The 22030-nt window shown below is 75.5% G+C and carries 19 protein-coding genes and 1 pseudogene; 5 read left to right on the top strand and 15 right to left on the bottom strand.

Annotated elements, in window-relative coordinates; genetic code table 11:
- Window positions 1-814, top strand: an 814-nt coding sequence (locus MHY85_RS13765; RefSeq protein ID WP_239197205.1) for a DUF4439 domain-containing protein, incomplete at its 5' end; no start/stop codon positions are given.
- A 140-nt stretch (window positions 815-954) separates the two neighbouring features.
- On the opposite strand, the gene MHY85_RS13770 is transcribed toward MHY85_RS13765, so the two are convergent.
- Entirely contained in the window at window positions 955-2766 is a 1812-nt protein-coding gene (locus MHY85_RS13770) for a proline--tRNA ligase (RefSeq protein WP_239197207.1), read from the bottom strand.
- A 55-nt stretch (window positions 2767-2821) separates the two neighbouring features.
- On the opposite strand from MHY85_RS13770, the gene MHY85_RS13775 reads away from it, so the two are divergent.
- Window positions 2822-3727, top strand: coding sequence for an Fpg/Nei family DNA glycosylase (locus tag MHY85_RS13775; RefSeq protein ID WP_239197209.1), 906 nt, complete (start codon window positions 2822-2824; stop codon window positions 3725-3727).
- 94 nt (window positions 3728-3821) lie between these two features.
- The gene (locus MHY85_RS13780; RefSeq protein WP_239197211.1) at window positions 3822-4991 is read left to right on the top strand and encodes an LCP family protein; all 1170 of its coding nucleotides are present in this window, start codon (window positions 3822-3824) and stop codon (window positions 4989-4991) included.
- On the opposite strand, the gene MHY85_RS13785 is transcribed toward MHY85_RS13780, so the two are convergent.
- The 4 genes from MHY85_RS13785 to MHY85_RS21640 are packed head-to-tail and all read right to left on the bottom strand — an operon-like array spanning window position 4988 to window position 9693.
- Complete coding sequence (locus MHY85_RS13785; RefSeq protein ID WP_239197213.1) at window positions 4988-5896, bottom strand: DUF4081 domain-containing GNAT family N-acetyltransferase; 909 nt, start codon at window positions 5894-5896, stop codon at window positions 4988-4990. The two genes, MHY85_RS13780 and MHY85_RS13785, sit on opposite strands and share 4 nt — an antisense overlap.
- A gap of 5 nt (window positions 5897-5901) precedes the next feature.
- Window positions 5902-7062: a flavodoxin-dependent (E)-4-hydroxy-3-methylbut-2-enyl-diphosphate synthase gene (ispG, locus tag MHY85_RS13790; protein WP_239197215.1), complete on the bottom strand. Its 1161-nt coding sequence runs from the start codon at window positions 7060-7062 to the stop codon at window positions 5902-5904.
- A gap of 48 nt (window positions 7063-7110) precedes the next feature.
- Window positions 7111-8427 (bottom strand): RIP metalloprotease, encoded by a 1317-nt coding sequence (locus tag MHY85_RS13795; protein ID WP_239197217.1) that lies wholly within the window; start codon window positions 8425-8427, stop codon window positions 7111-7113.
- Window positions 8428-8442: 15 nt separating this feature from the next.
- On the bottom strand, window positions 8443-9693 hold the full coding sequence (locus tag MHY85_RS21640) for a diguanylate cyclase (protein WP_304518957.1): 1251 nt from the start codon (window positions 9691-9693) through the stop codon (window positions 8443-8445).
- 214 nt (window positions 9694-9907) lie between these two features.
- Between MHY85_RS21640 and MHY85_RS13805 the strand changes: the two genes are divergently transcribed.
- Complete coding sequence (locus MHY85_RS13805) at window positions 9908-11311, top strand: FAD-binding oxidoreductase (RefSeq protein WP_239197219.1); 1404 nt, start codon at window positions 9908-9910, stop codon at window positions 11309-11311.
- Window positions 11312-11468: 157 nt separating this feature from the next.
- Here MHY85_RS13805 and dxr read toward each other — a convergent pair whose 3' ends face one another.
- The 8 genes from dxr to rpsB form a co-directional block, all read right to left on the bottom strand.
- On the bottom strand, window positions 11469-12653 hold the full coding sequence (dxr, locus tag MHY85_RS13810) for a 1-deoxy-D-xylulose-5-phosphate reductoisomerase (RefSeq protein ID WP_239197221.1): 1185 nt from the start codon (window positions 12651-12653) through the stop codon (window positions 11469-11471).
- A 25-nt stretch (window positions 12654-12678) separates the two neighbouring features.
- Entirely contained in the window at window positions 12679-13236 is a 558-nt protein-coding gene (locus MHY85_RS13815) for a DivIVA domain-containing protein (protein ID WP_239197223.1), read from the bottom strand.
- Complete coding sequence (rlmN, locus tag MHY85_RS13820; protein WP_239197225.1) at window positions 13236-14360, bottom strand: 23S rRNA (adenine(2503)-C(2))-methyltransferase RlmN; 1125 nt, start codon at window positions 14358-14360, stop codon at window positions 13236-13238. Before rlmN ends, MHY85_RS13815 begins: the two co-directional genes overlap by 1 nt.
- An 85-nt stretch (window positions 14361-14445) precedes the next feature.
- Window positions 14446-15303, bottom strand: coding sequence for a phosphatidate cytidylyltransferase (locus tag MHY85_RS13825; protein WP_239197227.1), 858 nt, complete (start codon window positions 15301-15303; stop codon window positions 14446-14448).
- Window positions 15303-15860, bottom strand: a complete 558-nt coding sequence (gene frr, locus MHY85_RS13830) for a ribosome recycling factor (RefSeq protein ID WP_239197229.1) — start codon at window positions 15858-15860, stop codon at window positions 15303-15305. The genes MHY85_RS13825 and frr overlap by 1 nt, the downstream gene beginning before the upstream one ends.
- Before the next feature lie 61 nt (window positions 15861-15921).
- Window positions 15922-16641, bottom strand: a complete 720-nt coding sequence (pyrH, locus tag MHY85_RS13835) for a UMP kinase (protein ID WP_239197231.1) — start codon at window positions 16639-16641, stop codon at window positions 15922-15924.
- A gap of 91 nt (window positions 16642-16732) precedes the next feature.
- A complete protein-coding gene (tsf, locus tag MHY85_RS13840; protein ID WP_239197233.1) occupies window positions 16733-17578 on the bottom strand; it encodes a translation elongation factor Ts in 846 nt (281 codons plus the stop codon).
- A 44-nt stretch (window positions 17579-17622) separates the two neighbouring features.
- Window positions 17623-18576: a 30S ribosomal protein S2 gene (rpsB, locus tag MHY85_RS13845; RefSeq protein ID WP_239197235.1), complete on the bottom strand. Its 954-nt coding sequence runs from the start codon at window positions 18574-18576 to the stop codon at window positions 17623-17625.
- A 477-nt stretch (window positions 18577-19053) separates the two neighbouring features.
- On the opposite strand from rpsB, the pseudogene MHY85_RS13850 reads away from it, so the two are divergent.
- A pseudogene (locus MHY85_RS13850) lies at window positions 19054-19527 on the top strand (M23 family metallopeptidase); the annotation flags it as partial.
- 78 nt (window positions 19528-19605) lie between these two features.
- Here the strand turns inward: MHY85_RS13850 and whiG are convergent.
- Together whiG and MHY85_RS13860 are read right to left on the bottom strand one after the other, a co-directional pair.
- On the bottom strand, window positions 19606-20634 hold the full coding sequence (whiG, locus tag MHY85_RS13855) for an RNA polymerase sigma factor WhiG (protein ID WP_239197237.1): 1029 nt from the start codon (window positions 20632-20634) through the stop codon (window positions 19606-19608).
- Between the two features lie 20 nt (window positions 20635-20654).
- Window positions 20655-21542 carry a tyrosine recombinase XerC gene (locus tag MHY85_RS13860; RefSeq protein WP_239197239.1) on the bottom strand — a complete coding sequence of 296 codons (888 nt, stop codon included), beginning with the start codon at window positions 21540-21542 and terminating at the stop codon, window positions 20655-20657.
- Between the last annotated feature and the right edge of the window lie 488 nt (window positions 21543-22030).

The raw sequence follows: 22030 nt of genomic DNA on the forward strand, positions 1-22030 counted from the left end.
GTCCGCCACGGACCCGGCCGCCACCCCCGCCGACGTCCTGGCGCTCCTGGGCGCTGCCGCGTCCGAGGCCCGCGCCGACGCCCGCGCGACCGACGAGCCGGGCCTCGCCCGGCTGCTCGCGTCGGTCGCCGCGTCGCGCGCCCAGCTGACCGACCGCCTCGCCGCCGCGCTCGGCACCGAGGCGCCCGCGGTCGACGCCGAGCCCGACGGCGGCTTCACCGCCGGCGGGTCGGCGGACGGGTCCGGGTCGGGCGACGGGTCAGCGGCGCTGCCGTCGGCGTCCGGGTCCCCCACGGCCACCGGCGCCGCGACCCCCGCGCCGACGCCGACCGGACCCGCCGACGCGCTCGGCGCGGACCTCGAGCGGGCCGACGCCCTCGCGCTGGTGCTCGCCGAGGACCAGGCGGGCTACGGCTTCGAGGTCGCCGCCGCCCGGCTGTCCGACGACGCGCGCGCCCGGGCCCGCTCCGCCGCCGCCGCGCACCGCGCCGCGGCGACCACCTGGGCGGAGGCCGTGGGCGTCGCGGGCACCGCGGAGGACCCGCGGCGTGTCGCGTACGAGCTGGACGCCGACGTGTCGACCGCCGAGGCCGTGCGGGCGTTCGCGGCGGGGCTGCTGACCGACCTCGCCGCCGTGCACGCCGACGCGGTGCTCGACACCGGCGCGTCGACCGCCGACCGCACCGCGGCCGTCGACGGCCTGCGCACTTCCGCCGTGGAGGCGCTGTCCTGGGGCGCGGTCCCGACGGCGCTGCCGGGCCTGCCGGCCGCGGCCCCCACGGCGTCCCCGACGCCCACCCCGCCCGCGGGCTGACCCGCCCGGGGGGCGCGCGGTCGCGACGCCTACGCTTTCCGGCCCCGCCCACGCCGATCTGCGGTGGCGGGGCCGGAAAGCGTAGGCCGCGCCCGGGCGGCGCCCGTCGCGCCCGGGCGGGGCCGTCGCGGCCGCGGGGGTCAGCGCGCCAGGAGCGCGTCCACCAGCTCCGCCACGCGGTCCGCGGCCTCGGCGACCGGCACCTGCTCGGCCTGCGGCCCGCCCTCGACGATCACGCGCGGCCGCACCTCGACCAGCCCGTCGGCGAGCCCGCGGCCCACGACGACGGTCAGCGGCACGCCCAGCAGCTCGGCGTCGGCGAACTTCACGCCGGGCGAGACCTTGAACCGGTCGTCGTACAGCACCTCGATGCCCCGCGCGTCCAGGGTCTGCGCGAGGGACTCGGCGGCCTCGAACACCGCGGCGTCCTTGCCGGTCGCGACGATCTGCACGTGCGCCGGGGCCACGCCGGCGGGCCAGGCCAGGCCGCGCTCGTCGTGGTTCGCCTCCGCCAGCGCCGCGAGCACCCGGGACACGCCGATGCCGTACGAGCCCATCGTGACGACCTGGGACTTGCCGTTCTGGTCGAGCACGCTCAGGCCGAGCGCCTGCGCGTACTTGCGGCCCAGCTGGAAGATGTGGCCGATCTCGATGCCGCGCGCGAGCTCCAGCGGGCCGGAGCCGTCGGGGGCCTCGTCGCCGGCGCGCACCTCGGCGGCCTCGACGGTGCCGTCCGCGGTGAAGTCGCGGCCGGCCACGAGGTCGAACACGTGCTTGCCGGGCTCGTTCGCGCCGGTGATCCACCGGGTGCCGGAGACCACGCGCGGGTCGAGCAGGTAGCGCACCGCGGTGCGACCCTCGGCGTCGGCGGCCAGGCCCTCGCGGTTCGGGCCGAGCGCGAGCGGGCCGATGTAGCCTCTGACCAGCTCGGGGTGCGCGGCGAAATCGGCCTCGACGGCCGGTTCGACCTCGGCCGGGGCCACGGCGGCCTCCAGGCGCTTGAGGTCCACCTCGCGGTCGCCGGGCAGCCCGACCACCAGCAGCTCGCGGACGCCGGTCGGCTGGACGAGCGCCAGCACGACGTTCTTCAGCGTGTCGGCGGCGGTCCAGGCGCGGTCCGGGCGGGCGAACCGCTCGTTCGCGACCGCGACCAGCGAGTCGATCGTCGGCGTGTCCGGCGTGTCCTCGACGTGGGCGGCCGGGGCGTCGTCGTACGGCAGCGCCGGCGGCACCGGAGTCGTGACGGCCTCGACGTTGGCCGCGTAGCCGCCCGGGGAGCGCACGAACGTGTCCTCGCCGATCGCCGTCGGGTTGAGGAACTCCTCCGAGCGCGAGCCGCCCATCGCGCCGGACGTCGCCGCCACGATCACGTACTCGAGGCCGAGGCGCTCGAACACCCGCTGGTACGCGGCGCGCTGCGCGGCGTACGACGCGTCCAGGCCGGCGTCGTCCACGTCGAAGGAGTAGGCGTCCTTCATGATGAACTCGCGGCCGCGGATCAGGCCGGCGCGCGGGCGGGCCTCGTCGCGGTACTTGGTCTGGATCTGGAACAGCGTGAGCGGCAGGTCCTTGTACGACGAGTACAGGTCCTTGACCAGGAGGGTGAACATCTCCTCGTGCGTCGGCGCGAGCAGGTAGTCGTTCTCGCGGCGGTCCTGCAGCCGGAACAGGTTCGGGCCGTACTCGGTCCACCGGCCGGTCGCCTCGTACGGCTCGCGGGGCAGCAGCGCCGGGAAGTGCACCTCCTGCGCGCCCGCGGCGGCCATCTCCTCGCGCACGACCTGCTCGACCTTGCCCAGCACCCGCAGCCCCAGCGGCAGCCAGGTGTAGATGCCGGGGGCGGCGCGGCGGATGTAGCCGGCGCGGACGAGCAGCTTGTGGCTGGCCACCTCCGCGTCGGCCGGGTCCTCGCGCAGGGTGCGGACGAAGAGCGTGGACAGGCGTAGCAGCATGGGCGGCAGCCTAGTGGGCGTGCCAGGTGTCGGACGCCTGGGCCACCATGGGGGCATGCCGGAGCTGCCCGAGGTCGAGTCGCTGGCCGCCTTCCTGCGCGAGCGCGCCGTCGGGCGCACGGTCGCCGGGGTCGAGGTCGGGGCCATCAGCGCCCTCAAGACGTTCCGCCCCGCGCCCGCCGACCTGACCGGCGGCACCGTCGTGTCCGCCGGCCGGCACGGCAAGTGGCTGGACCTGGGCGTCGCACCCCCGGCCGCGGGCGGCGGCCCGGGCGACCCGCTGCACCTGGTGTTCCACCTGGCGCGCGCGGGCTGGCTGCGCTGGTCCGAGCAGCTGCCCGCGACGCCGGTGCGCCCGGGCAAGTCGCCGCTCGCGCTGCGGGTCCGGCTGGACGACGGCTCGGGCTTCGACCTCACCGAGGCGGGCACGCGCAAGCGGCTCGCGGTGCACGTCGTGGCCGACCCGGCCGACGTGCCGCAGATCGCGACGCTCGGGGTCGAGCCGCTGTCCGAGGAGTTCACGCCGGAGCGGCTCGGCGAGCTCATGGCGGCGCGCAACCAGCAGATCAAGGGCCTGCTGCGCGACCAGGGCACGATCGCCGGCATCGGCAACGCCTACTCGGACGAGATCCTGCTCGTCGCGCGCACGAGCCCGTTCGCGCTCACCCGGTCGTTCGACGCGGACGCCGTGGCCCGGCTGCACGCGGCGACCGTCGGCGTGCTGCGCGAGGCCGTCGCCACCGCCGCCGGCCGGCCGGCCGCCGAGCTGAAGGACGCCAAGCGCCGCGGCATGCGGGTGCACGGCCGCACCGGCGAGCCGTGCCCGGGCTGGGACGGCGTGCCGTGCGGCGACACCGTGCACGAGGTGTCGTTCGCCGACTCGTCGCTGCAGTACTGCCCGACCTGCCAGACGGGCGGCAAGCCGCTGGCCGACCGGCGGATGTCCCGGCTGCTGCGCTGACGCCCCGGGCTTCACACCTCCCGCACAGGATCCCTCCGAGGACTCTCCGCCCTCGCCGAGCGCCCCCCGCGGGGCCTTCCCTAGCGTGGGTGGCATGCCCGAGACCACCCGCAGCGGCGACCGCGCCGTCCGGCACAGCCGCGCCGTGCAGCGGCCCGCCCGGCACGTCCGCCCCGCCCGCGGGGGCGCCGGCCGCCGCGTCGCCCGCGTCGCCGCCGCGACCGTCGGCGTCCTCGCGCTCGGCGGCACCTCCGGCGCCGTCGCGCTCTACGCCCAGGTGCAGGGCGGGATCGACGCGGCCGACGTCGACCAGTTCCTCGGCGACGACCGGCCCACGGCGGTCGAGCCGGACCCCGTCGACGGGTACGCGGGCCGGCCGCTGAACATCCTGGTGATGGGCACCGACGTCCGCGACGGCGAGAACGCCGACCTCGCGGGCGAGGTCGACGGCATGCGGTCCGACACCACGATGCTCGTGCACCTGTCGGCCGACCGCAGCCGGGTCGACGTCGTCTCGGTCCCGCGCGACTCGCTGGTCGACATCCCGTCCTGCACCCTCGAGGACGGCAGCACCACGGAGCCGCGCTCCGACCAGATGTTCAACGAGGCGTTCTCGATCGGCGCCGGCGACACCGGCAACCTCGCCGCCGCGGCCGCGTGCACCCGGCGGACCTTCGAGCAGGCCAGCGGCCTGCGCACCGACGAGAGCGTCGTCGTGAAGATGGACGGCGTCCGGGACGTCATCGACGCCCTGGGCGGGGTCCCGATGGACCTGCCCGAGGCGATGGACTCCCCCAAGGCGGGGCTGCACGTCCCCGCCGGCCCGCAGACCTTCGACGGCACCACCGCGCTGCAGTTCCTCCGGGCCCGCACGGGCACCGGCAACGGGCTCGAGATGGGGTCCGACCTGGCGCGCATCGAGCGGCAGCAGCAGCTCGTCGACGCGCTGGCCGCCCAGGTGCAGGGCGCGGGCCTGCTGACCGACCCCGGCACCCTGATGCCGGTGCTGTCGTCCGTCACGCGCTCGCTGTCGATCAGCGAGGGCCTGGCGGACGTGCGGGACCTGGCCGGCCTCGCGCTCACCCTGCGCGACGTCGACCCGGCGACGCTGCAGCCGGTGACCGTGCCGGTGGCGGCGGCGCCGGAGGACCCCGACCGCGTGGTGTGGACGTCGCAGGCGCAGGACCTGTGGGACCGCCTGGCGGCCGACCAGCCGCTGGCGGACGTCCCGGCGGCGACGGCCGGCGCGACCCCCGGCGCCTAGAACAGCACCGTCGCGTAGGTCCCGACCCGGCGGAAGCCCACCGCGCGGTACGCCGCGAGAGCCCGCTCGTTGTAGTGGTTCGCGTACAGGGACACCGTCGGCGCCACGTCGCGCCGGGTGAGGGCGACCACGGCCGCCATCCCGCCCTCGGACAGCCGCTCGCCGCGGCGGGTCGGCTCGACCCACACGCCCTGCACCTGCGCCACGCCGCCGGCGACGGCGCCCAGCTCGGCCTTGAAGACCACCTGGGGCGACCCGTCGTCGCCCGGATCGATCCGGACGAACGACCGGCCCTCGCGCACCAGCGACCGCACCCGGGCCTCGTACGCCCCGCCGGTCCCGCCGATCGGCGAGTAGCCGACCTCCTCGGTGAACATCCGCACGCAGGCCGGCAGCACCAGCTCGTACTCCTCGGGCACCGACCGGCGGACCGCGGGGTCGAGGCCCACGACCGGGTCGCCGTCGATCACCATCGAGGGCTGCTCGGCGCGCACCTCCCGCACCGCGCCCCACGCGGGCGCCAGGCGCTCCCACAGCGGCAGCACCGCGTCCGCGTCGCCGACGACGGACGAGCAGCGCCGCCCCTGGGCCCGGCCCATCGCCGCGAACGCGTCCAGCGCCGCCGCGCGCTCCCGGGCATCCGGTGCGACCGGGACCAGGTTCGCGCCCGCCCACGCCAGCGCGACGAGCGCCCCGTCGACCTCGTAGCCCCACAGCTGCCCGCCCGAGCGCCGCAGCCCGACGACCGCCGCCTGCTCCAGGCGGGTCGTGGCGAGCACCGCGGCGACCGGGTCCTGCGCGCACAGCGCGAGCGCGCGCGGCAGGTCGGCGTCGGACAGCACCCGGGCGCCGCCCGTGCCGGCGGGCGGCCGCCCCGCCGCCAGGTCCTCCCAGAGCCCCCGCACCGGCGTCAGCCCACCGTCACCACGGGGCCGCCGGTGCCGCCCTCGGCGGGCTCCATGCTCTCGGCGATCCGCATCGCCTCGTCGATCAGCGTCTCGACGATCGCCGACTCGGGCACGGTGCGCACGACCTCGCCGCGGACGAAGATCTGCCCCTTGCCGTTGCCGGACGCCACGCCGAGGTCGGCCTCCCGCGCCTCGCCGGGCCCGTTGACGACGCAGCCCATCACGGCGACGCGCAGCGGCACCTCCAGGCCCTCGAGCCCCGCGGTGACCCGCTCGGCCAGCGAGTACACGTCGACCTGCGCGCGCCCGCACGACGGGCAGGACACGATCTCGAGCTTGCGCGGCCGGAGGTTGAGCGACTGCAGGATGCTGATGCCGACCTTCACCTCCTCGACCGGCGGCGCCGAGAGGGACACCCGGATCGTGTCGCCGATGCCCTTGCTCAGCAGCGCGCCGAACGCGGTGGCCGACTTGATCGTGCCCTGGAACGCCGGGCCCGCCTCGGTGACCCCGAGGTGCAGCGGCCAGTCGCCGCGCTCGGACAGCAGCTCGTAGGCGCGCACCATCACGACGGGGTCGTTGTGCTTCACCGAGATCTTGAAGTCGTGGAAGTCGTGCTCCTCGAACAGCGACGCCTCCCAGACGGCCGACTCGACCAGCGCCTCCGGCGTGGCCTTGCCGTACTTCGCCAGCAGCCGCGGGTCGAGCGAGCCGGCGTTGACGCCGATCCGCAGCGAGACGCCGGCGTCCTGCGCGGCGCGGGCGATCTCCTTGACCTGGTCGTCGAACTTGCGGATGTTGCCCGGGTTCACCCGCACCGCGGCGCAGCCGGCGTCGATCGCCGCGAAGACGTACCGGGGCTGGAAGTGGATGTCGGCGACCACCGGGATCTGCGACTTGCGCGCGATCGCGGGCAGCGCGTCCGCGTCGTCCTGGCTGGGCACCGCCACGCGGACGATGTCGCAGCCGGCGGCGGTCAGCTCGGCGATCTGCTGGAGGGTCGCGTTGACGTCGGCCGTCAGCGTCGTGGTCATGGACTGCACGCTGACCGGGGCGTCGCCCCCGACCTCGACCTTGCCCACGCGGATCTTCCGGGTCGGCCGGCGCGGGGCCAGCACCGGCGCAGGAGCCTCCGGCATGCCCAGGCTGATGGGGGTGCTCACCGGGCCATCATCGCACCGCGCGGCCGCTGCGCACCCGAGCGGCGCGGCTCAGCCGAACGTGACGGGCGCGACGATGTCCGCGTAGGCCAGCAGCAGCCCCATCCCGCCGAGCACGACGAACACCGCGAGCGCCACCGGCTGCAGCCGCGCGGCGTCCGCCGGCCGCGGCCGGGGCAGCTTCCGCAGCCGCGCGACCTGGCGCTTCAGGCCCTCCCAGAGCGCCGCGGCGACGTGCCCGCCGTCCAGCGGCACCAGCGGGATCAGGTTGAACACGAACAGCGCGATGTTCAGCGACGCGAGCAGGCTGAGCATCCCCGACACCCGCTCGGCGACCCCGACGCCCGTCGCGTCCGAGGAGGCCACCTCGCCGGCCAGCCGGGCCACGCCCACCGGGCCGAGCACGCCCTCGGCGCTGCGCTCGCCGTCGCCGAAGGCGCTCTCGGCGATGCCCACCAGGTTCGCGGGCAGGGTGACGACGGCCTTCATCGTCTGCACCACCGCGTCGCCGGTCAGCGTCACGACCTCGGACAGCGGCTGGCGCTGCAGCTCGGTCCCGGGGCTGACGCCGAGGAACCCGACCTCGCGGGTCACCGGGTCGCCCGCGTCGTCGAGGACGACCTGCCCGGCGTCGTCGGTCACGGGGCGCTCGGCGACCACGGGGGTGACCGTCAGCTCGACGCGCGCGCCGTCCCGCTCCACGACGACCGGCACCGGCTCCGCTCCTGTGCCCCGGATCAGCCCGCTGAGCTGCTCCCAGGACGTGATCGCCACGCCGTCGTACGACACCACGGTGTCGCCCGGCCGCAGGCCCGCCTCCGCGCCCGGGGCGGCCGGGTCGTCGGCGGCGCACTCGGTCGCGGTGGAGCTTGCCGGCAGCACGCACTGGCTGACCGAGGACAGGGTCGTGCTCGCGCCCTGCACGCCGATGCCGACCAGCACCACGGCCAGCAGCACCACCGCGATGACCAGGTTCATCACCGGGCCGCCGAGCATGACGACCAGCTTCTTCGGCGTCGACAGCCGGTAGAACGCCCGGTGGTCCTCCCCCGGGCGGATCTCCTCCGCGCTCGCCTCGCGGGCGTCCGCGGCGATCCGGCTGAAGAACCCGCGCACCGGCGGGTTCCCGACCGCCTCGGGCGTCGGGTACATGCCGATCAGCCGGACGTAGCCGCCGAGCGGGATCGCCTTGACGCCGTACTCGGTCTCGCCCTTCGTGCGGGACCACAGCGTCGGGCCGAAGCCGACCATGTACTGGCTGACGCGCACGCCGAACCGCTTGGCGGGCACCATGTGGCCGACCTCGTGCAGCGCGATGGACACGAGGATCCCCACGACGAGCACCACGACGCCGATCGCGTAGGCCATGCGGAGGTCTCCGTTTCAGTGCGGCTGCCCGCCGAGCGGGTCGGCTCGGCGCGGGTGGGTCGACCCCCCATCCTGCCCCGGAATCCTGGGGAGGGGCTGGACGTCGGCCGGGTCGGAGGGCGCCGGGGCGCCGGAGTCGGCGTCGCCGTCGACCGCCACCCGGTCCCGGCCCGCCCGCTTCGCCCGGTACATCAGCGCGTCCACCCGCCCGATCGCCGCCGCCGGCTCCTCCCCCGCGCGCAGCGCGGTCACGCCGAGGCTCGCCGTCACGTCCACCGGCGCCTGCGCGCGCACCGCCCCCGGGACCGCGCCCCGCAGCCGCTCCGCCAGCGCCCGGGCGTCGCCCGAGCCCGTCCCCGGGGCGACCACCAGGAACTCCTCCCCGCCGAGCCGGGCCACGAGGTCGCCGGACCGCACGTGCTGCTCCAGCGCCCGCGCCACCGCCACGAGCACCCGGTCCCCGACCGTGTGGCCGTGCACGTCGTTCACGGCCTTGAACCGGTCGAGGTCGAGATACACCAGGGCGACGTCCAGGCCCGAGCCGACCACCCGCGCCTGGTAGGCGAGCTCGTCCTCCAGCCGGCGGCGGTTCGCGGCGCCGGTCAGCGGGTCGCGGTAGGCCATCTCCCGCATGGACGCCGCCTCCGCGCTCGCGCGCTCGGCCACCTGGAACGCGCGGGCCGCGTGCTCCTTCGTGCGCGACAGCACCCAGACCATCGCCGCGAGCACCGCCAGGTACACCGCGTAGCGGGCCAGGTCGACCGCGTGCTGGCGGGTCCCGGGACCGGACGGACCCAGCGCGAGCCCGGCCCAGCCCACGCCGAGCGTCGCGACCACCACCGCGCCCGCGTGCAGCGCCGCGAACCGGGTCGGGAACACCAGGTAACCGATCACCACGAACAGCGCCAGGCCCATGAACGTCGTCGGGAACAGCGCGTCCCAGCCGTCGTGGGCCGCGGTGGCCAGCCGGCTGCCCATCGTCACCAGCCACAGCACGTCCAGGCCCGTCAGCACCACCCGGGACACCGGCACCGTCGCCGCCGGTCGACGCAGCACCAGCCAGGCGAACAGCAGGACCACGACCAGGAGCACCGGCGACGTCACCCGCAGCAGCACGTCGTCCCGGCGCAGCACCGCCACCGCCGCGACGGACACCGCCCCGACCAGCAGGCACACCAGCAGCACCCGCCGGATCAGGCCGAGCGTGGGATCGCCGGACCTGCGGGCGACCGGCAGGTCCCGAGGCGGCGGGGCGGGTGCGGACATGGGGCTCGTTCCGGGCGGTCCGCGTGGCATGCCGCGGGTGGCGGGGCACGCGTGGCGGGGGTGGGCTGGTCGAGGCACGGTACCCCGGGCGGCACCGGTCGGGAGGGGCCCCGACCCCCGGTCACCCGCGGGATCACCCGTCCGGCGACCGCCTTGCACCACCGGGGACCAACCCTACGATCGGTGCGACGGCCGACGACCCCCGGGAGGCGACGTGGACGACGTGCACGAGGTGGGGCCCGGCGCCGACGGCTCCGCCCTCACGCTGCGGTGGAGCACCGGAGGCGATCCGTCGTCGCGGTCCCTGTGGTTCGACCAGGCTCAGGCCGCGGACCCGCGCCCGGCCCGCGACCCCCTCGACGGGGACACCACCGCGGACGTCGTCATCGTGGGCGCGGGTCTCACCGGCCTGTGGACCGCGTACTACCTCCTCGAGGCGGACCCCGCCCTCGACGTGCTCGTGGTCGAGCAGCACGTCGCCGGCGCCGGGGCGAGCGGGCGGACCGGCGGCTGGTTCGGCGCCGGGCCCGCGGTCGCCGCGGTACGGATCGCCGCGGTGCACGGCCCAGACGCGGCCCGGACCGCGCGCGCCGCCCTGCGCGACGCCGTCGTCGAGGTGGGCGGCGTCGCCGCGGCGGAGCAGATCGACGGCGACGTGGCGGTCGGCGGCCTGCTCACCGTCGCCCGCTCACCGGCCCAGCTCGCCCGCCTCGCCGCCGAGGCCGAGGCCGCGCGGGTCTGGGGCGACGAGGTGGAGCTGCTCGGGCCGGACGACGTGGCCGGGTCGGCGCGGGTGGCGGGCGCGCTCGGCGGCACCCTCGCCCCGGACGTCGGTCGGCTGCAGCCCGTCGCACTCGTCCGGGGTCTCGTCGACGTGCTGACCGGGCACGGCGCCCGGGTGGCCGAGGGCACCCGCGCCCTGCGGCTCTCCCCGGGCGCGGTCGTCACCGACCAGGGCACCGTGCGCGCACCCCTCGTCGTGCGGGCCACGGGCGGCGGGCGCCCCGCGGGCGGCCGGCACGCCGTCGCCACCGCGCCGTTGGCCGAGGAGGTGTGGGCAGCGCTGGGCCTGCGACGCGGGGTCGTGCTCGCCGACGCCGGCCACCGCCCCGTCCGGGCCCTGCGCACCGCCGACGACCGGCTCGTGCTCAGCCTGCGCAGCGCCCGGCAGCCCTCCGCCCCGTCCGGCCAGGACCTCGCCGCCGTGCTGCGCCTGCACCGGGCGCTGGCCGGGCTGCTGCCGCCCACCGCGGGGGCGCGGACCACCCACGCGTGGGGCGTCGCGCTCGCCGGCGGCCCGCTCCCCGCGCTCGGGTTCGACGCCGACGCGGGGCTCGCGTGGGCGGACGGCGGCGGGGACGACGGCGTCGCGGCGGCGAACCTCGCGGGGCGGACCCTGGCGGATCTGCTGACCGGGGGCGACGGGGCGCTGACGCGACTGCCGTGGGTGGTGCGCGGGGCGGCGGGCGCGTCCGGGGCGGCGGGCGGCGCGGCCGCACGGCGGCTCGCGGGCCGGATCCGCGCGGCGGTCCGGGAGGGCGCGGCCACCCTGGCCGACCAGGAGGAGCGCCTCACGGGGCGCCCGAGCCGGCTCACCGGGCTCGCGGGCGAGCGCTGACCCGGCGCGCGCGCCGCCGGCGGCTCCGCCGAGATCGGTGCGTCCACCCCGGATCGGTGCTTCCAGCCACCGATCTCGACGCGAACCACCGATCTCGACGACCTGGCGGCGCGCGCCCTCGCGTCCCCGCGACCCGCGCGGACCGGCGCGCCCGACCTCAGGCCGCCGCGACCCGCTCCCGGGCGCGGGCGCGCGCCCAGTCCTCGGCCGCCTGCACGTCGGCCGCGTCCCGCACCGGGCCGCCGTCGTGCGCGGCCAGCACCTCCTCGACCGTCTCGACGATGCCCAGGAACCCGAGCCGCCCCGCCAGGAACGCCGCCACGGCCTCCTCGTTCGCCGCGTTGTACACCGCCGGGTGCGTGGCGGACGCGGCGACGGCCGCCCGGGCCAGGCCGACGGCGCCGAACGTGTCCTCGTCCAGCGGCTCGAACTCCCACGCCCCCGCGCGCGTCCAGTCCACCGGCGCGGCGGCCCCGGGCAGCCGGTCGGGCCAGGACAGCCCGAGGGCGATGGGCAGCCGCATGTCCGGCGGGGACGCCTGGGCGATGGTCGAGCCGTCGGCGAACTCGACCATCGAGTGCACCACCGACTGCGGGTGCACGACCACCTGGATGTCGGCCACGGGCACGTCGAACAGCAGGTGCGCCTCGATCAGCTCGAGCCCCTTGTTCACCAGCGTGGCCGAGTTGATCGTCACCACCGGCCCCATCGACCACGTGGGGTGCGCGAGCGCCTGCTCGGGCGTCACGTCGGCCAGCTCCGCCCGGGTGCGCCCACGGAACGGGCCGCCCGACGCCGTCAGCACCAGCCGGCGGACCTCCGCGCGCCGGCCGCCGCGCAGGCACTGGGCGATCGCCGAGTGCTCGGAGTCCACCGGCACGACCTGACCGGGGCGCTGCACGGCGGCGCGGACCAGCGGGCCGCCGGCGACCAGCGACTCCTTGTTGGCCAACGCCAGCACGCTCCCCGAGCCGAGCGCGGCGAGCGTCGGCCCCAGCCCGACCGACCCGGTGATGCCGTTGAGCACGACGTCCGCACCGCGGGCGGCCAGCTGGGACGCCGCGTCGGGCCCCGTGAGCACCTCGACGCCGACCTGGCGCAGCCCCGCCTCGGCGGAGGCGCGCACGACCTCGGCGAACACGGTGCCGGCGGCGTCCGGGTCGGCCACGGCCACCGTCTGCGCGCCGAGCGCCACGGCCTGCCGCGCCAGCGCGACGGGGTCCGATCCCCCCGCGCTGATCCCGGTCACCCGGAACCGGTCGGGGTTCCGCGTGATCACGTCGACGGCCTGGGTGCCGATCGATCCGGTGGAGCCGAGCAGGACGACGGTGCGCGCGTTCATCCGCCCCATCCTGCCCGAGCGGGCCTCACTCCGCGGCGAGCAGCACGTCCACGGCGCGCTCCAGGAACGCGTCGACCGGCCCCTCGGCGTAGGCGCGGGCGCCCTTGCGCCGGGCGAACACGGCGGAGCGCACCTCCTGCGCGCTCAGCGACGCGTTCGTGTCGAAGTACGCGACGAGCCGGTCGCACAGGGCGTCGACCTCCGCGGCGTCGTAGCCCGCCTGGCGGCCCTTCGGGTGGGCGAACCGCTCGCCGGCGGGACGCGTCAGCCGGCCGTACAGGCTCCGGGCCTGCTCGGCGAGCGTCTCCATCCACGCCTGACGGCCGCGCTCGGCGATGAAGTCCGCGCGGGACCGGGCCACGAACGCCGCCTCGAGGCGGTCGAGCGCGGCGTCGACCGCCGTGGTCGAGTACCCGTGGCGGACCAGGTCGAACGCGACGGTCCGGACGTCACGGCTGGACAGCGCGCCGGCGGGGCCCTGCTCGTAGACCGTCCGGGCGTGCGTGAAGAAGTCGTCGACCTCCTCGGGGTGGTAACCCGTCCGCATCCCGGTGACCCGCCGGAACATGGCGCCGCCGCTCATCAGTCCTCCTCAGCCGCCAGCTGGCCGCACGCACCGTCGATGTCGGACCCACGGGTGTCCCGGACGGTGGTCGGGATGCCGTGTGCGCGCAAGCGTGCCACGAACTCCTGCTCCACCGCGGGATCGCTCGCCGTCCACTTGGACCCGGGCGTCGGGTTCAGCGGGATCGGGTTGCAGTGCACCCAGCCGCGCCCGCGCCGGTTGAGCTCGGTGCCCAGCAGGTCGGCGCGCCACGCCTGGTCGTTGATGTCGCGCATCAGCGCGTACTCGATGGACACCCGGCGCCCGGTCGCCTGGAAGTACTCGTAGGCGGCGTCGATCGTCTCGGCGACGCTCCACCGGGTGTTGATCGGCACGAGCTCGTTGCGCAGCTCGTCGTCCGGCGCGTGCAGCGACAGCGCGAGCGTCACGGGGATGCCCTCCTTCGCGAGCTTGCGCATCGCGGGCACCAGGCCGACCGTCGAGACGGTGATGTTGCGGGCCGACATGCCCAGGCCGTCCGGGACCGGCGCGATCATGCGCCGCACGGTCTCCATGACGGTCTTGTAGTTGGCGAGCGGCTCGCCCATGCCCATGAACACGACGTTCGACAGGCGGGTCGGCCCGCCGGGGACCTCGCCGGCCTCCAGCGCGGCGGCCGCGGCGCGCACCTGCTCGACGACCTCCGCCGTCGACAGGTTGCGGGTCAGGCCGAGCTGGCCGGTGGCGCAGAACGGGCACGCCATGCCGCAGCCCGCCTGGCTCGACACGCACAGCGTCGACCGGTGCGCGTACCGCATGAGCACGGACTCGACCTTGGCGCCGTCGAACAGGTGCCACAGCGTCTTGACCGTGGTGCCGCCGTCGGCCTGCAAGGTCCGCGCGGCCGTGAGCAGCGGCGGGAACAGCGCCTCGACCAGCTTGTCGCGGCTCGCCGCGGGCAGGTCGGTCATCGCGGCGGGGTCGACCGTCAGGTGGCTGAAGTAGTGCGTGGCGAGCTGCTTGGCGCGCAGCGGCTTCTCGCCGAGCGCGGTGACGGCCTCGACGCGCTCGGAGGGCGTGAGGTCGACGAAGTGCTTCGGCGGCTTGCCGCGGGCCCCGCGGGTCGGGGCCGACAGGTTGAGTGCGACGGGCGTGGCGCTCACGCGGTCCTCCTCGGGGGCGTGGTGGTGATGGCGGTGATCGTGTCGGGTGGGGCTGGGGGTCGGCTGGGAGCCGACGGGTGCGGCGTCAGGCGCCGACGACGGGCTGGAGCGCCTCGAGCAGCAGGTAGACCACCGGGGCGGCCAGCAGCATCGAGTCGATCCGGTCCAGGATGCCGCCGTGCCCCGGCAGCAGGGTGCCCATGTCCTTGAGCTCGAGGTCGCGCTTGATGAGCGACTCCCCCAGGTCGCCCAGCGTCGCGACCACGACGGTGGCCACGCCCAGCAGCGCGCCCACGGCGGGGTCCCCGTCGAACATGAGGTGCACGCCCAGCACGCCGACCACCGAGGCCAGCACGACCGAGCCGAGCAGGCCCTCCCAGGTCTTCTTCGGGCTGACCGAGGGGGCCAGCGGGTGCCGGCCGATCAGCACGCCGACGACGTAGCCGCCGGTGTCGTTCGCGACGCAGAGCAGGATGAACAGCGCCACCCGCATCGCGCCGTCCTCGGCCGCCAGCATCAGCATGACGAAGCCGGCCATGAGCGGCAGGTACGCCGCCGCGAACACCCCGGACGTCGCGTCCCGCACGGCGCGTGGGCCGCTGCCGTCGAGCACCCGCCAGACGACGATGCCGCCGACGGTCAGCACGAACGCGACGAACAGCGCCTCCATCCCCGCGACGTACGCGGAGACGAGGATGCCCACGTCGCCGACCAGCAGCGGCAGCACCGGGATGTGCACCCCGCGGCGGGCGAAGGCCTGCGCCAGCTCCCACAGCCCGGCGCCGACCGCCGCGACCGCGATCAGGCCGAAGGCCTCCTTGCGGACGAACAGCGAGGCCGCGACGACGACCAGGAGCCCGAGGCCGACGGCGACGGCGACGGGCAGGTCGCGCCCGGCACGCGAGGTGCCGGGCGCCGGGGCGACAGCGGGCTGGGACGACATCAGACCTCGAGCAGCTCGGTCTCCTTGGAGGACAGGAGCTGGTCGACCAGGTCGACGTGCCGCTTGGTGACGGCCTCGAGCTCCTTCTCCGCGCGCACGACCTCGTCCTCGCCGGCCTCCCCGTCCTTGACCAGGCGGTCCAGCTCGTCCTTGGCGCGGCGGCGCACGTTGCGCACGGCGATGCGCGCGTCCTCGGCCTTGGTCTTGGCCAGCTTCACGAACTCCTTGCGCCGCTCGGTGGTCAGCGCGGGCAGGGTCACGCGGATGACGTTGCCGTCGTTGGTCGGGTTGACGCCCAGGTCCGAGTCGCGCAGCGCCTTCTCGATCCCCTGCATCGACGACTTGTCGAACGGGGAGATCAGGATCGTGCGCGCCTCGGTGACGTTGAACGACGCCAGCTGCTGCAGCGGCGTCGGGCTGCCGTAGTAGTCGACCGTGATCTTGTTGAACATCGCCGCGTTGGCACGTCCCGTGCGGATCGCGGCGAAGTCCTCCTTGGCGACCTCGACGGCCTTGTCCATCTTCTCCTCGGCCTCGAGGAGGATCTCGTCGATCACGGTTGCTCCTTGTCGTTCTGGTCCAGCGTGGTGGCGTGCGGCCGGGCGGGTCGCCGGGCGGTCAGTCCTCGGTGACCAGCGTCCCGATCTTCTCACCCCGGAGCACCCGGGTGACGTTGCCCGCCTCCTCGAGCCCGAACACCCGCATGCGCACGCCGTTGTCGCGGCACATCGACAGGGCGGTGGAGTCCATCACGCCGAGCTCCTGCACGATCGCCTCGGTGTAGGTGAGGTGGTCGAGCTTCGTCGCCGTGGGGTCGGTGCGCGGGTCCGCGGTGTAGACGCCGTCCACGCCGTTCTTGCCCATCAGCACCTCGTCGCAGTGCGTCTCGAGGGCGCGCTGCACGCAGACCGTGTCCGTCGAGAAGTACGGCATGCCGGCGCCGGCGCCGAAGATCACGACCCGGCCCTTCTCCAGGTGCCGGATCGCGCGCAGCGGGATGTACGGCTCGGCGACCTGGCCCATCGTGATGGCGGTCTGCACGCGCGTGTCCACGCCGGCCTGCTCCAGGAAGTCCTGCAGCGCCAGGCAGTTCATGACCGTGCCCAGCATGCCCATGTAGTCCGCGCGCGCCCGGTCGAGCCCGTTCTGGGCCAGCTCGGCGCCGCGGAAGAAGTTCCCGCCGCCGCAGACGATCGCGACCTGCACGCCGTCGGCGACCGCGGCACCGATCTCGGCGGCCACCCGGCGCACGACGCCGGCGTCCAGGCCGATCGACCCGCCTCCGAACGCCTCGCCCGACAGCTTCAGGAGCACCCGTCGCGGCTGGGTCTCGGTCATGGGGTTCCTCCAGGTCGTCGGCGGGTGGCTGCGGGGATCTCGCACCGGTGGCCCCGGCCCGTACGGGCCGGGGCCACCGGGTGTGGCGTCGTCAGGCGCCGACGCGGAACCGCACGAAGCCGGTCACGGTGCCGCCGACCTCGGCGAGCACCTGGGCGATCGACTTCTTCGGGTCCTTCGCGAACGGCTGGTCCAGCAGGACGACGTCCTTGAAGTACCCGTTGAGGCGGCCCTCGACGATCTTCGGCAGCGCGGCCTCGGGCTTGCCCTCGTTGCGGGCGGTCTCCTCGGCGATGCGGCGCTCGTTCTCGACCGTCTCGGCCGGGACCTCGTCGCGGGTCAGGTAGGTCGGCGAGAACGCGGCGACGTGCGTCGCGATGTCGCGGGCCACCTCGGCGCCCTTGGCGTCGGTCGCGACGAGCACGCCGACCTGCGGGGGGAGGTCCTTGTTCACCTTGTGCAGGTAGACCGCGACCTTCTCGCCGGCGACGCGGGCCACGCGGCGCACGACGACCTTCTCGCCGAGCACGGCGGCCGTCTCGTCGACGACGTCCTGCAGCGACTTGCCCTCGACGTCGGCGGACAGCAGCGCGTCCGCGTCGCGGGCGCCGGAGGCGACCGCCGTGGCGAGCACCTTCTCCGACAGGGTGATGAACGTGGCGTTCTTGGCGACGAAGTCCGTCTCCGAGTTCACCTCGACGATCACGCCGACCTCGTCCTCGCCGTCGCCGGCGGTGACGACCTCGGCGGCGACCAGGCCGTCGGAGGCCGAGCGGCCCTCGCGCTTGGAGACGCCCTTGAGGCCCTTGACGCGGATGATCTCGAGCGCCTTGTCGGCGTCGCCCCCCGCCTCCTCGAGCGCCTTCTTGACGTCCATCATGCCCGCGCCGGTCTTCTCGCGGAGCGCCTTGATGTCGGCCATGGAGTAGTTGGCCATCTGTTCCGTCCTAACTCGTCAGTGCGTGCGATGGGCGGGCCGGGTCACTTGGACTCGGCGTCGCCCTCGGACTCGGCAGCGGCGGTCTCCGTGGCGGCGGCCTCGGCAGCGGCCTCGACGGCCGGAGCGGCGTCCTGGCCCGGGGTGGCGGCACCCTCGGCCGGGGTCGCCTCGCCCGCGGGGGCCTCGTCGGCGGTCGCCTGCGTGGCGGCCAGCGACTCCTCGGCACCGGCCAGGAGCTCGCGCTCCCACTCGGCCAGCGGCTCGGACTCGGCCGACGCGGCCTCGGCGCCGCCCTGGCGGCCCGAGTGGCGCTGCAGCGTGCCCTCGGCGGCCGCGTCCGCGATCACGCGGGTCAGCAGCTGCACGGCGCGGATCGCGTCGTCGTTGCCCGGGATCGGGTAGTCGACGACGTCCGGGTCGCAGTTGGTGTCGAGGATCGCGACGATCGGGATGCCGAGCTTGCGCGCCTCGTCGACGGCCAGGTGCTCCTTGTTCGTGTCGACGATCCACACCGCGGACGGGGTCCGGGTCATGTCGCGGATGCCGCCCAGCGTCTTCGCGAGCTTGTCCTTCTCGCGACGCATGATGAGGAGCTCCTTCTTCGTGTACGCGCTCCCCGCGACGTCGTCGAAGTCGATGAGCTCGAGCTCCTTGAGGCGCTGCAGGCGCTTGTTCACCGTCTGGAAGTTGGTGAGCATGCCGCCCAGCCAGCGCTGGTTGACGTAGGGCATCCCGACGCGGGCGGCCTGCTCGGCCACCGGCTCCTGGGCCTGCTTCTTCGTGCCGACGAACAGGATGGTGCCGCCGTGGGCGACCGTCTCCTTGACGAAGTCGTACGCGCGGTCGATGTAGGACAGCGACTGCTGCAGGTCGACGATGTAGATGCCGTTGCGCTCGGTGAAGATGAAGCGCTTCATCTTGGGGTTCCAGCGGCGGGTCTGGTGCCCGAAGTGGACACCGCTCTCGAGCAGCTGGCGCATGGTCACGACGGCCATGGTGGTCCTTCCGCGCGCCCGCGTCGGGGGCGCGCACAGTGATCGCGGGCCCGCCTCGGCGCACCCGCTCGTCCGGTTGTCGGCGCCTCCCGGTCGGGACGCGCCCCTGGCGCCACGCCCTTGCCGACACCGGGTCCCCTGGGGGTTCCGGACCGCTGCCGGCGCCGGCCCTCCGCACGCACCTCTCCCGCCGGGGCGGTGGGGGTGTGAGCGTCGGTGATGACGCGCGATGTCGACCGGCACGCACCGGTCGCAGGAAGGAGTCTACCGGACCTGCGCCAGCGCCCCGACCGGGGGCGACCCCGGCGGGCGTGACGTGCGCGACGCGCCGCCCGCGGCGCCGAGCACCCGAGGGGCCGCGCGCGTCCGGTCGGGAGGCGGGCGCCGAGTCCTCCACAGGGCACCCGACGCGTCGCGTCCCCAGGCAGGCTGCACGGGAGCTCGTCCGGGACCCGCGTGAGGGACACCCTCGGTGCCATGTCCGCCGTCCCGCTCCCCCACCGGGTCCTGACCGCGGCCCTGCTGCTCGCGCTCGTCGGCGCCCTGGTGCCGACCGCGCGCGCCGTCCTCGGGCCCGCTCCGGCCCGCGCCGTCGTCGCCGCCCTCGACCCGTGGCGCGCGCCGGTCGAGCCGGTGGTCGTCGTCGAGCCGTTCGACGGCCCCGACGTCCAGTGGGCAGCCGGGCACCGCGGCGTCGACCTCGACGCGCCGGTCGGCACGCCCGTGCTCGCGCCCCGCGCCGGCGTCGTCACGTTCGCCGGCGTCGTGGTGGACCGGCCCGTGCTCACCGTCCGGCACGACGACGGGCTGCGGAGCTCCGTCGAGCCGGTGGCCGCGGCGGTCGCGGTGGGTGACCGGGTCGCGGCCGGGGCGGCGGTCGGGAGCGTCACCGGCGACCGCAGCCACTGCGCCCCGACGTGCCTGCACTGGGGCGTGCGCGACGGCGACGTCTACCTCGACCCGATGCTGCTGCTCCGCGGCGGCCCGGTGGTGCTGCTCGCCCGCGGCACCGGGGCCGCCGGAGCCGGGTCAGCCGCGGTCGGCCTCGGTCAGCCGCGCGCGCAGGCGCAGCATCGCGGCCGTGTGCATCTGCGAGATGCGGGACTCCGTCACGCCCAGGACGCGGCCGATCTCCGCGAGCGTCATGCCCTCGTAGTAGTAGAGCACCAGGACGAGCTTCTCCCGCTCGCCGAGCTGGTCGATGGCGCGCGCCAGCAGGAACTTCGTCTCCTGCGCCTCGAACGAGTTCTCGGGGTCCGGGGTGCGGTCGTCGCCGAGGGTGTCCAGCAGCGAGAGCCGGTCGCCGCGGTCCTCCCCCGCGCCGAGCAGCTCGTCCAGGGCCGCCACGTTCACGGTCGACAGCTGGGTGAACAGCGCGCGCAGCTCGCGGATGTCCATCTGCAGCCGCGCGGCCACCTCGGACTCGGTCGGCACGCGGTGCAGCGCGCTCTCCAGCTCCGCGTACGCACGGTCCACCGCGCGGGCCTTCGTCCGCACCGAGCGCGGGATCCAGTCCATCGCGCGCAGCTCGTCGATGATCGCGCCGCGGATGCGCGCGCTCGCGTAGGTCTCGAACTTGACCGAGCGGCCCGGCTCGTACTTCTCGATCGCGTCGATGAGGCCGAACATGCCGTACGACACGAGGTCGGCCTGCTCCACCATCGCCGGCAGGCGCATGCCGACGCGCCCCGCGACCGCGGTGACGAGCGGCGCGTAGTGCAGGATCAGCCGCTCGCGCACCAGGCGGTCGCCGCCCGACTTGAACAGCTGCCAGTCCTGGGCGACGGGGTCGAGGACGGGGCCGGCGAGCGCCTCGAGCTCGTCCAGCTCCGGGTCCGCGACCGCGGTCAGCGTCACGACCGCCTCGAGCTCGGCGTCGTCGAGCTCGACCTCCGCCTCCTCGGTGGCGACGGCGAGCGCCCCGGCGGCGTCGAGGTCGAGGTCGTCGACCTCCGGCGACTGCTGTCGCGGGATGACCCCGAGGGGCGCGGTGGGCGCACCCGGCCCGCGGCGCGACGAGGCAGCCAGCGGGACCGTGTCCTCAGCCGGAACTGACATGGGCCTCTCCATCTCGGACGTCATGCGCGGGGGTGGGCCTGCTCGAAGGACGCGCGGAGGCGGTCCGCGGTCACGTGGGTGTAGCGCTGCGTGGTGGCGAGGCTGGCGTGGCCCAGCACCTCCTGCACGCTGCGGAGGTCGGAGCCACCCTCCAGGAGGTGGGTGGCGACCGAGTGCCGGAGCGCGTGGGGGGCCACGTCGCTCACGCCCGCGGCGGCGGACACGTCGTGCACAGCCTGGCGCAGCTGGCGCTGGTCCGCACGTCCACCGCGGCGGCCGAGCAGGAGGGCGGGCCCCGAGGTCTCCGTCGCGAGGGCCGGGCGGCCCCGGCTCAGCCAGGCCTCGACGGCCTCGACCGCGAGCTCCCCGACCGGGACGACGCGCTGCTTGTCGCCCTTGCCCGTGAGCCGGATCGTGCGCGTGGCCAGGTCCAGGTCGTCGACGTCGGCACCGCACAGCTCGCCGACGCGCGCGCCCGTCGCGTACAGCAGCTCGAGCGCCGCCCAGTCGCGCAGGTGGACCGGGTCACCGTCGTCCGCGCGCACGCGGGCCGTGTCCAGCAGCGCCGCCGCCGAGCCCTGGTCCAGCACGGTCGGCAGGTGCGACGCGGGCCGGGCGCTCGCCAGGCGCAGCGCCGGGTCCTGCGCGACGCGTCCGGTGCGCGCCGCCCACGCGAAGAAGGTGCGCGCCGCCGCACCACGCCGGGCGAGCGTCGCCCGGCTCCGCTCGGCGGACGCCATGGAGGCGAGCCAACCGCGCAGGACGGCGATGTCGACGCCCGTCAGCTCCGGCACGCCGTGCCGGCGCGCGTAGGCCGCGAGGTCCTCCAGGTCGCCCAGGTAAGCCCGCACGGTGTTCTCGGAGAGCCCGCGCTGGGCGCGCAGGTGGAGCGCGAACGCGTCGGTCATCGGGGACGTCCCCCGAGCCGAGTCCACTGCCGCCCCCGTGTGCACGGCACTACCGTCACCTGTCACACCTCCGGGCGACAAGCGGTCTGTGGCGCGTTTCACCCACCCCTGTACGAATCACGGTCATATGTCCGTTTCCACGTCGGGATTTCCTACCGTTCGGCAGCAGTTCCGGCGTGACCACGTCCACCTGTCGGACACCTCGCCGTCGCATCGCGCTTCGCCCGGGTGGGTGAATGCGTTTTCCCGTGCACGATCCTGCCAGAGGCACCGTCCTGCGCGGCGCCACCAGGGGCCACACGGGTGAACGGCAGCCCCCTGCCGGACCCGGCCGGCATTCCCGACCGGTCATTCGGCGTTGCGCGCCGACGGGTTCGCGGAATGGTGCTGCCCGCCGTCCTCCGCGGACCTGCACCACCCGCCGCACCCCGGCGCGCAGCCCCACGCCACCCCACGCCGGCCCCGAGCCGCCCCAGCCGCCCTCAGCC

The organism is Cellulomonas sp. ACRRI, from assembly GCF_022346185.1.
In the GTDB taxonomy this organism is placed as follows: domain Bacteria; phylum Actinomycetota; class Actinomycetes; order Actinomycetales; family Cellulomonadaceae; genus Cellulomonas.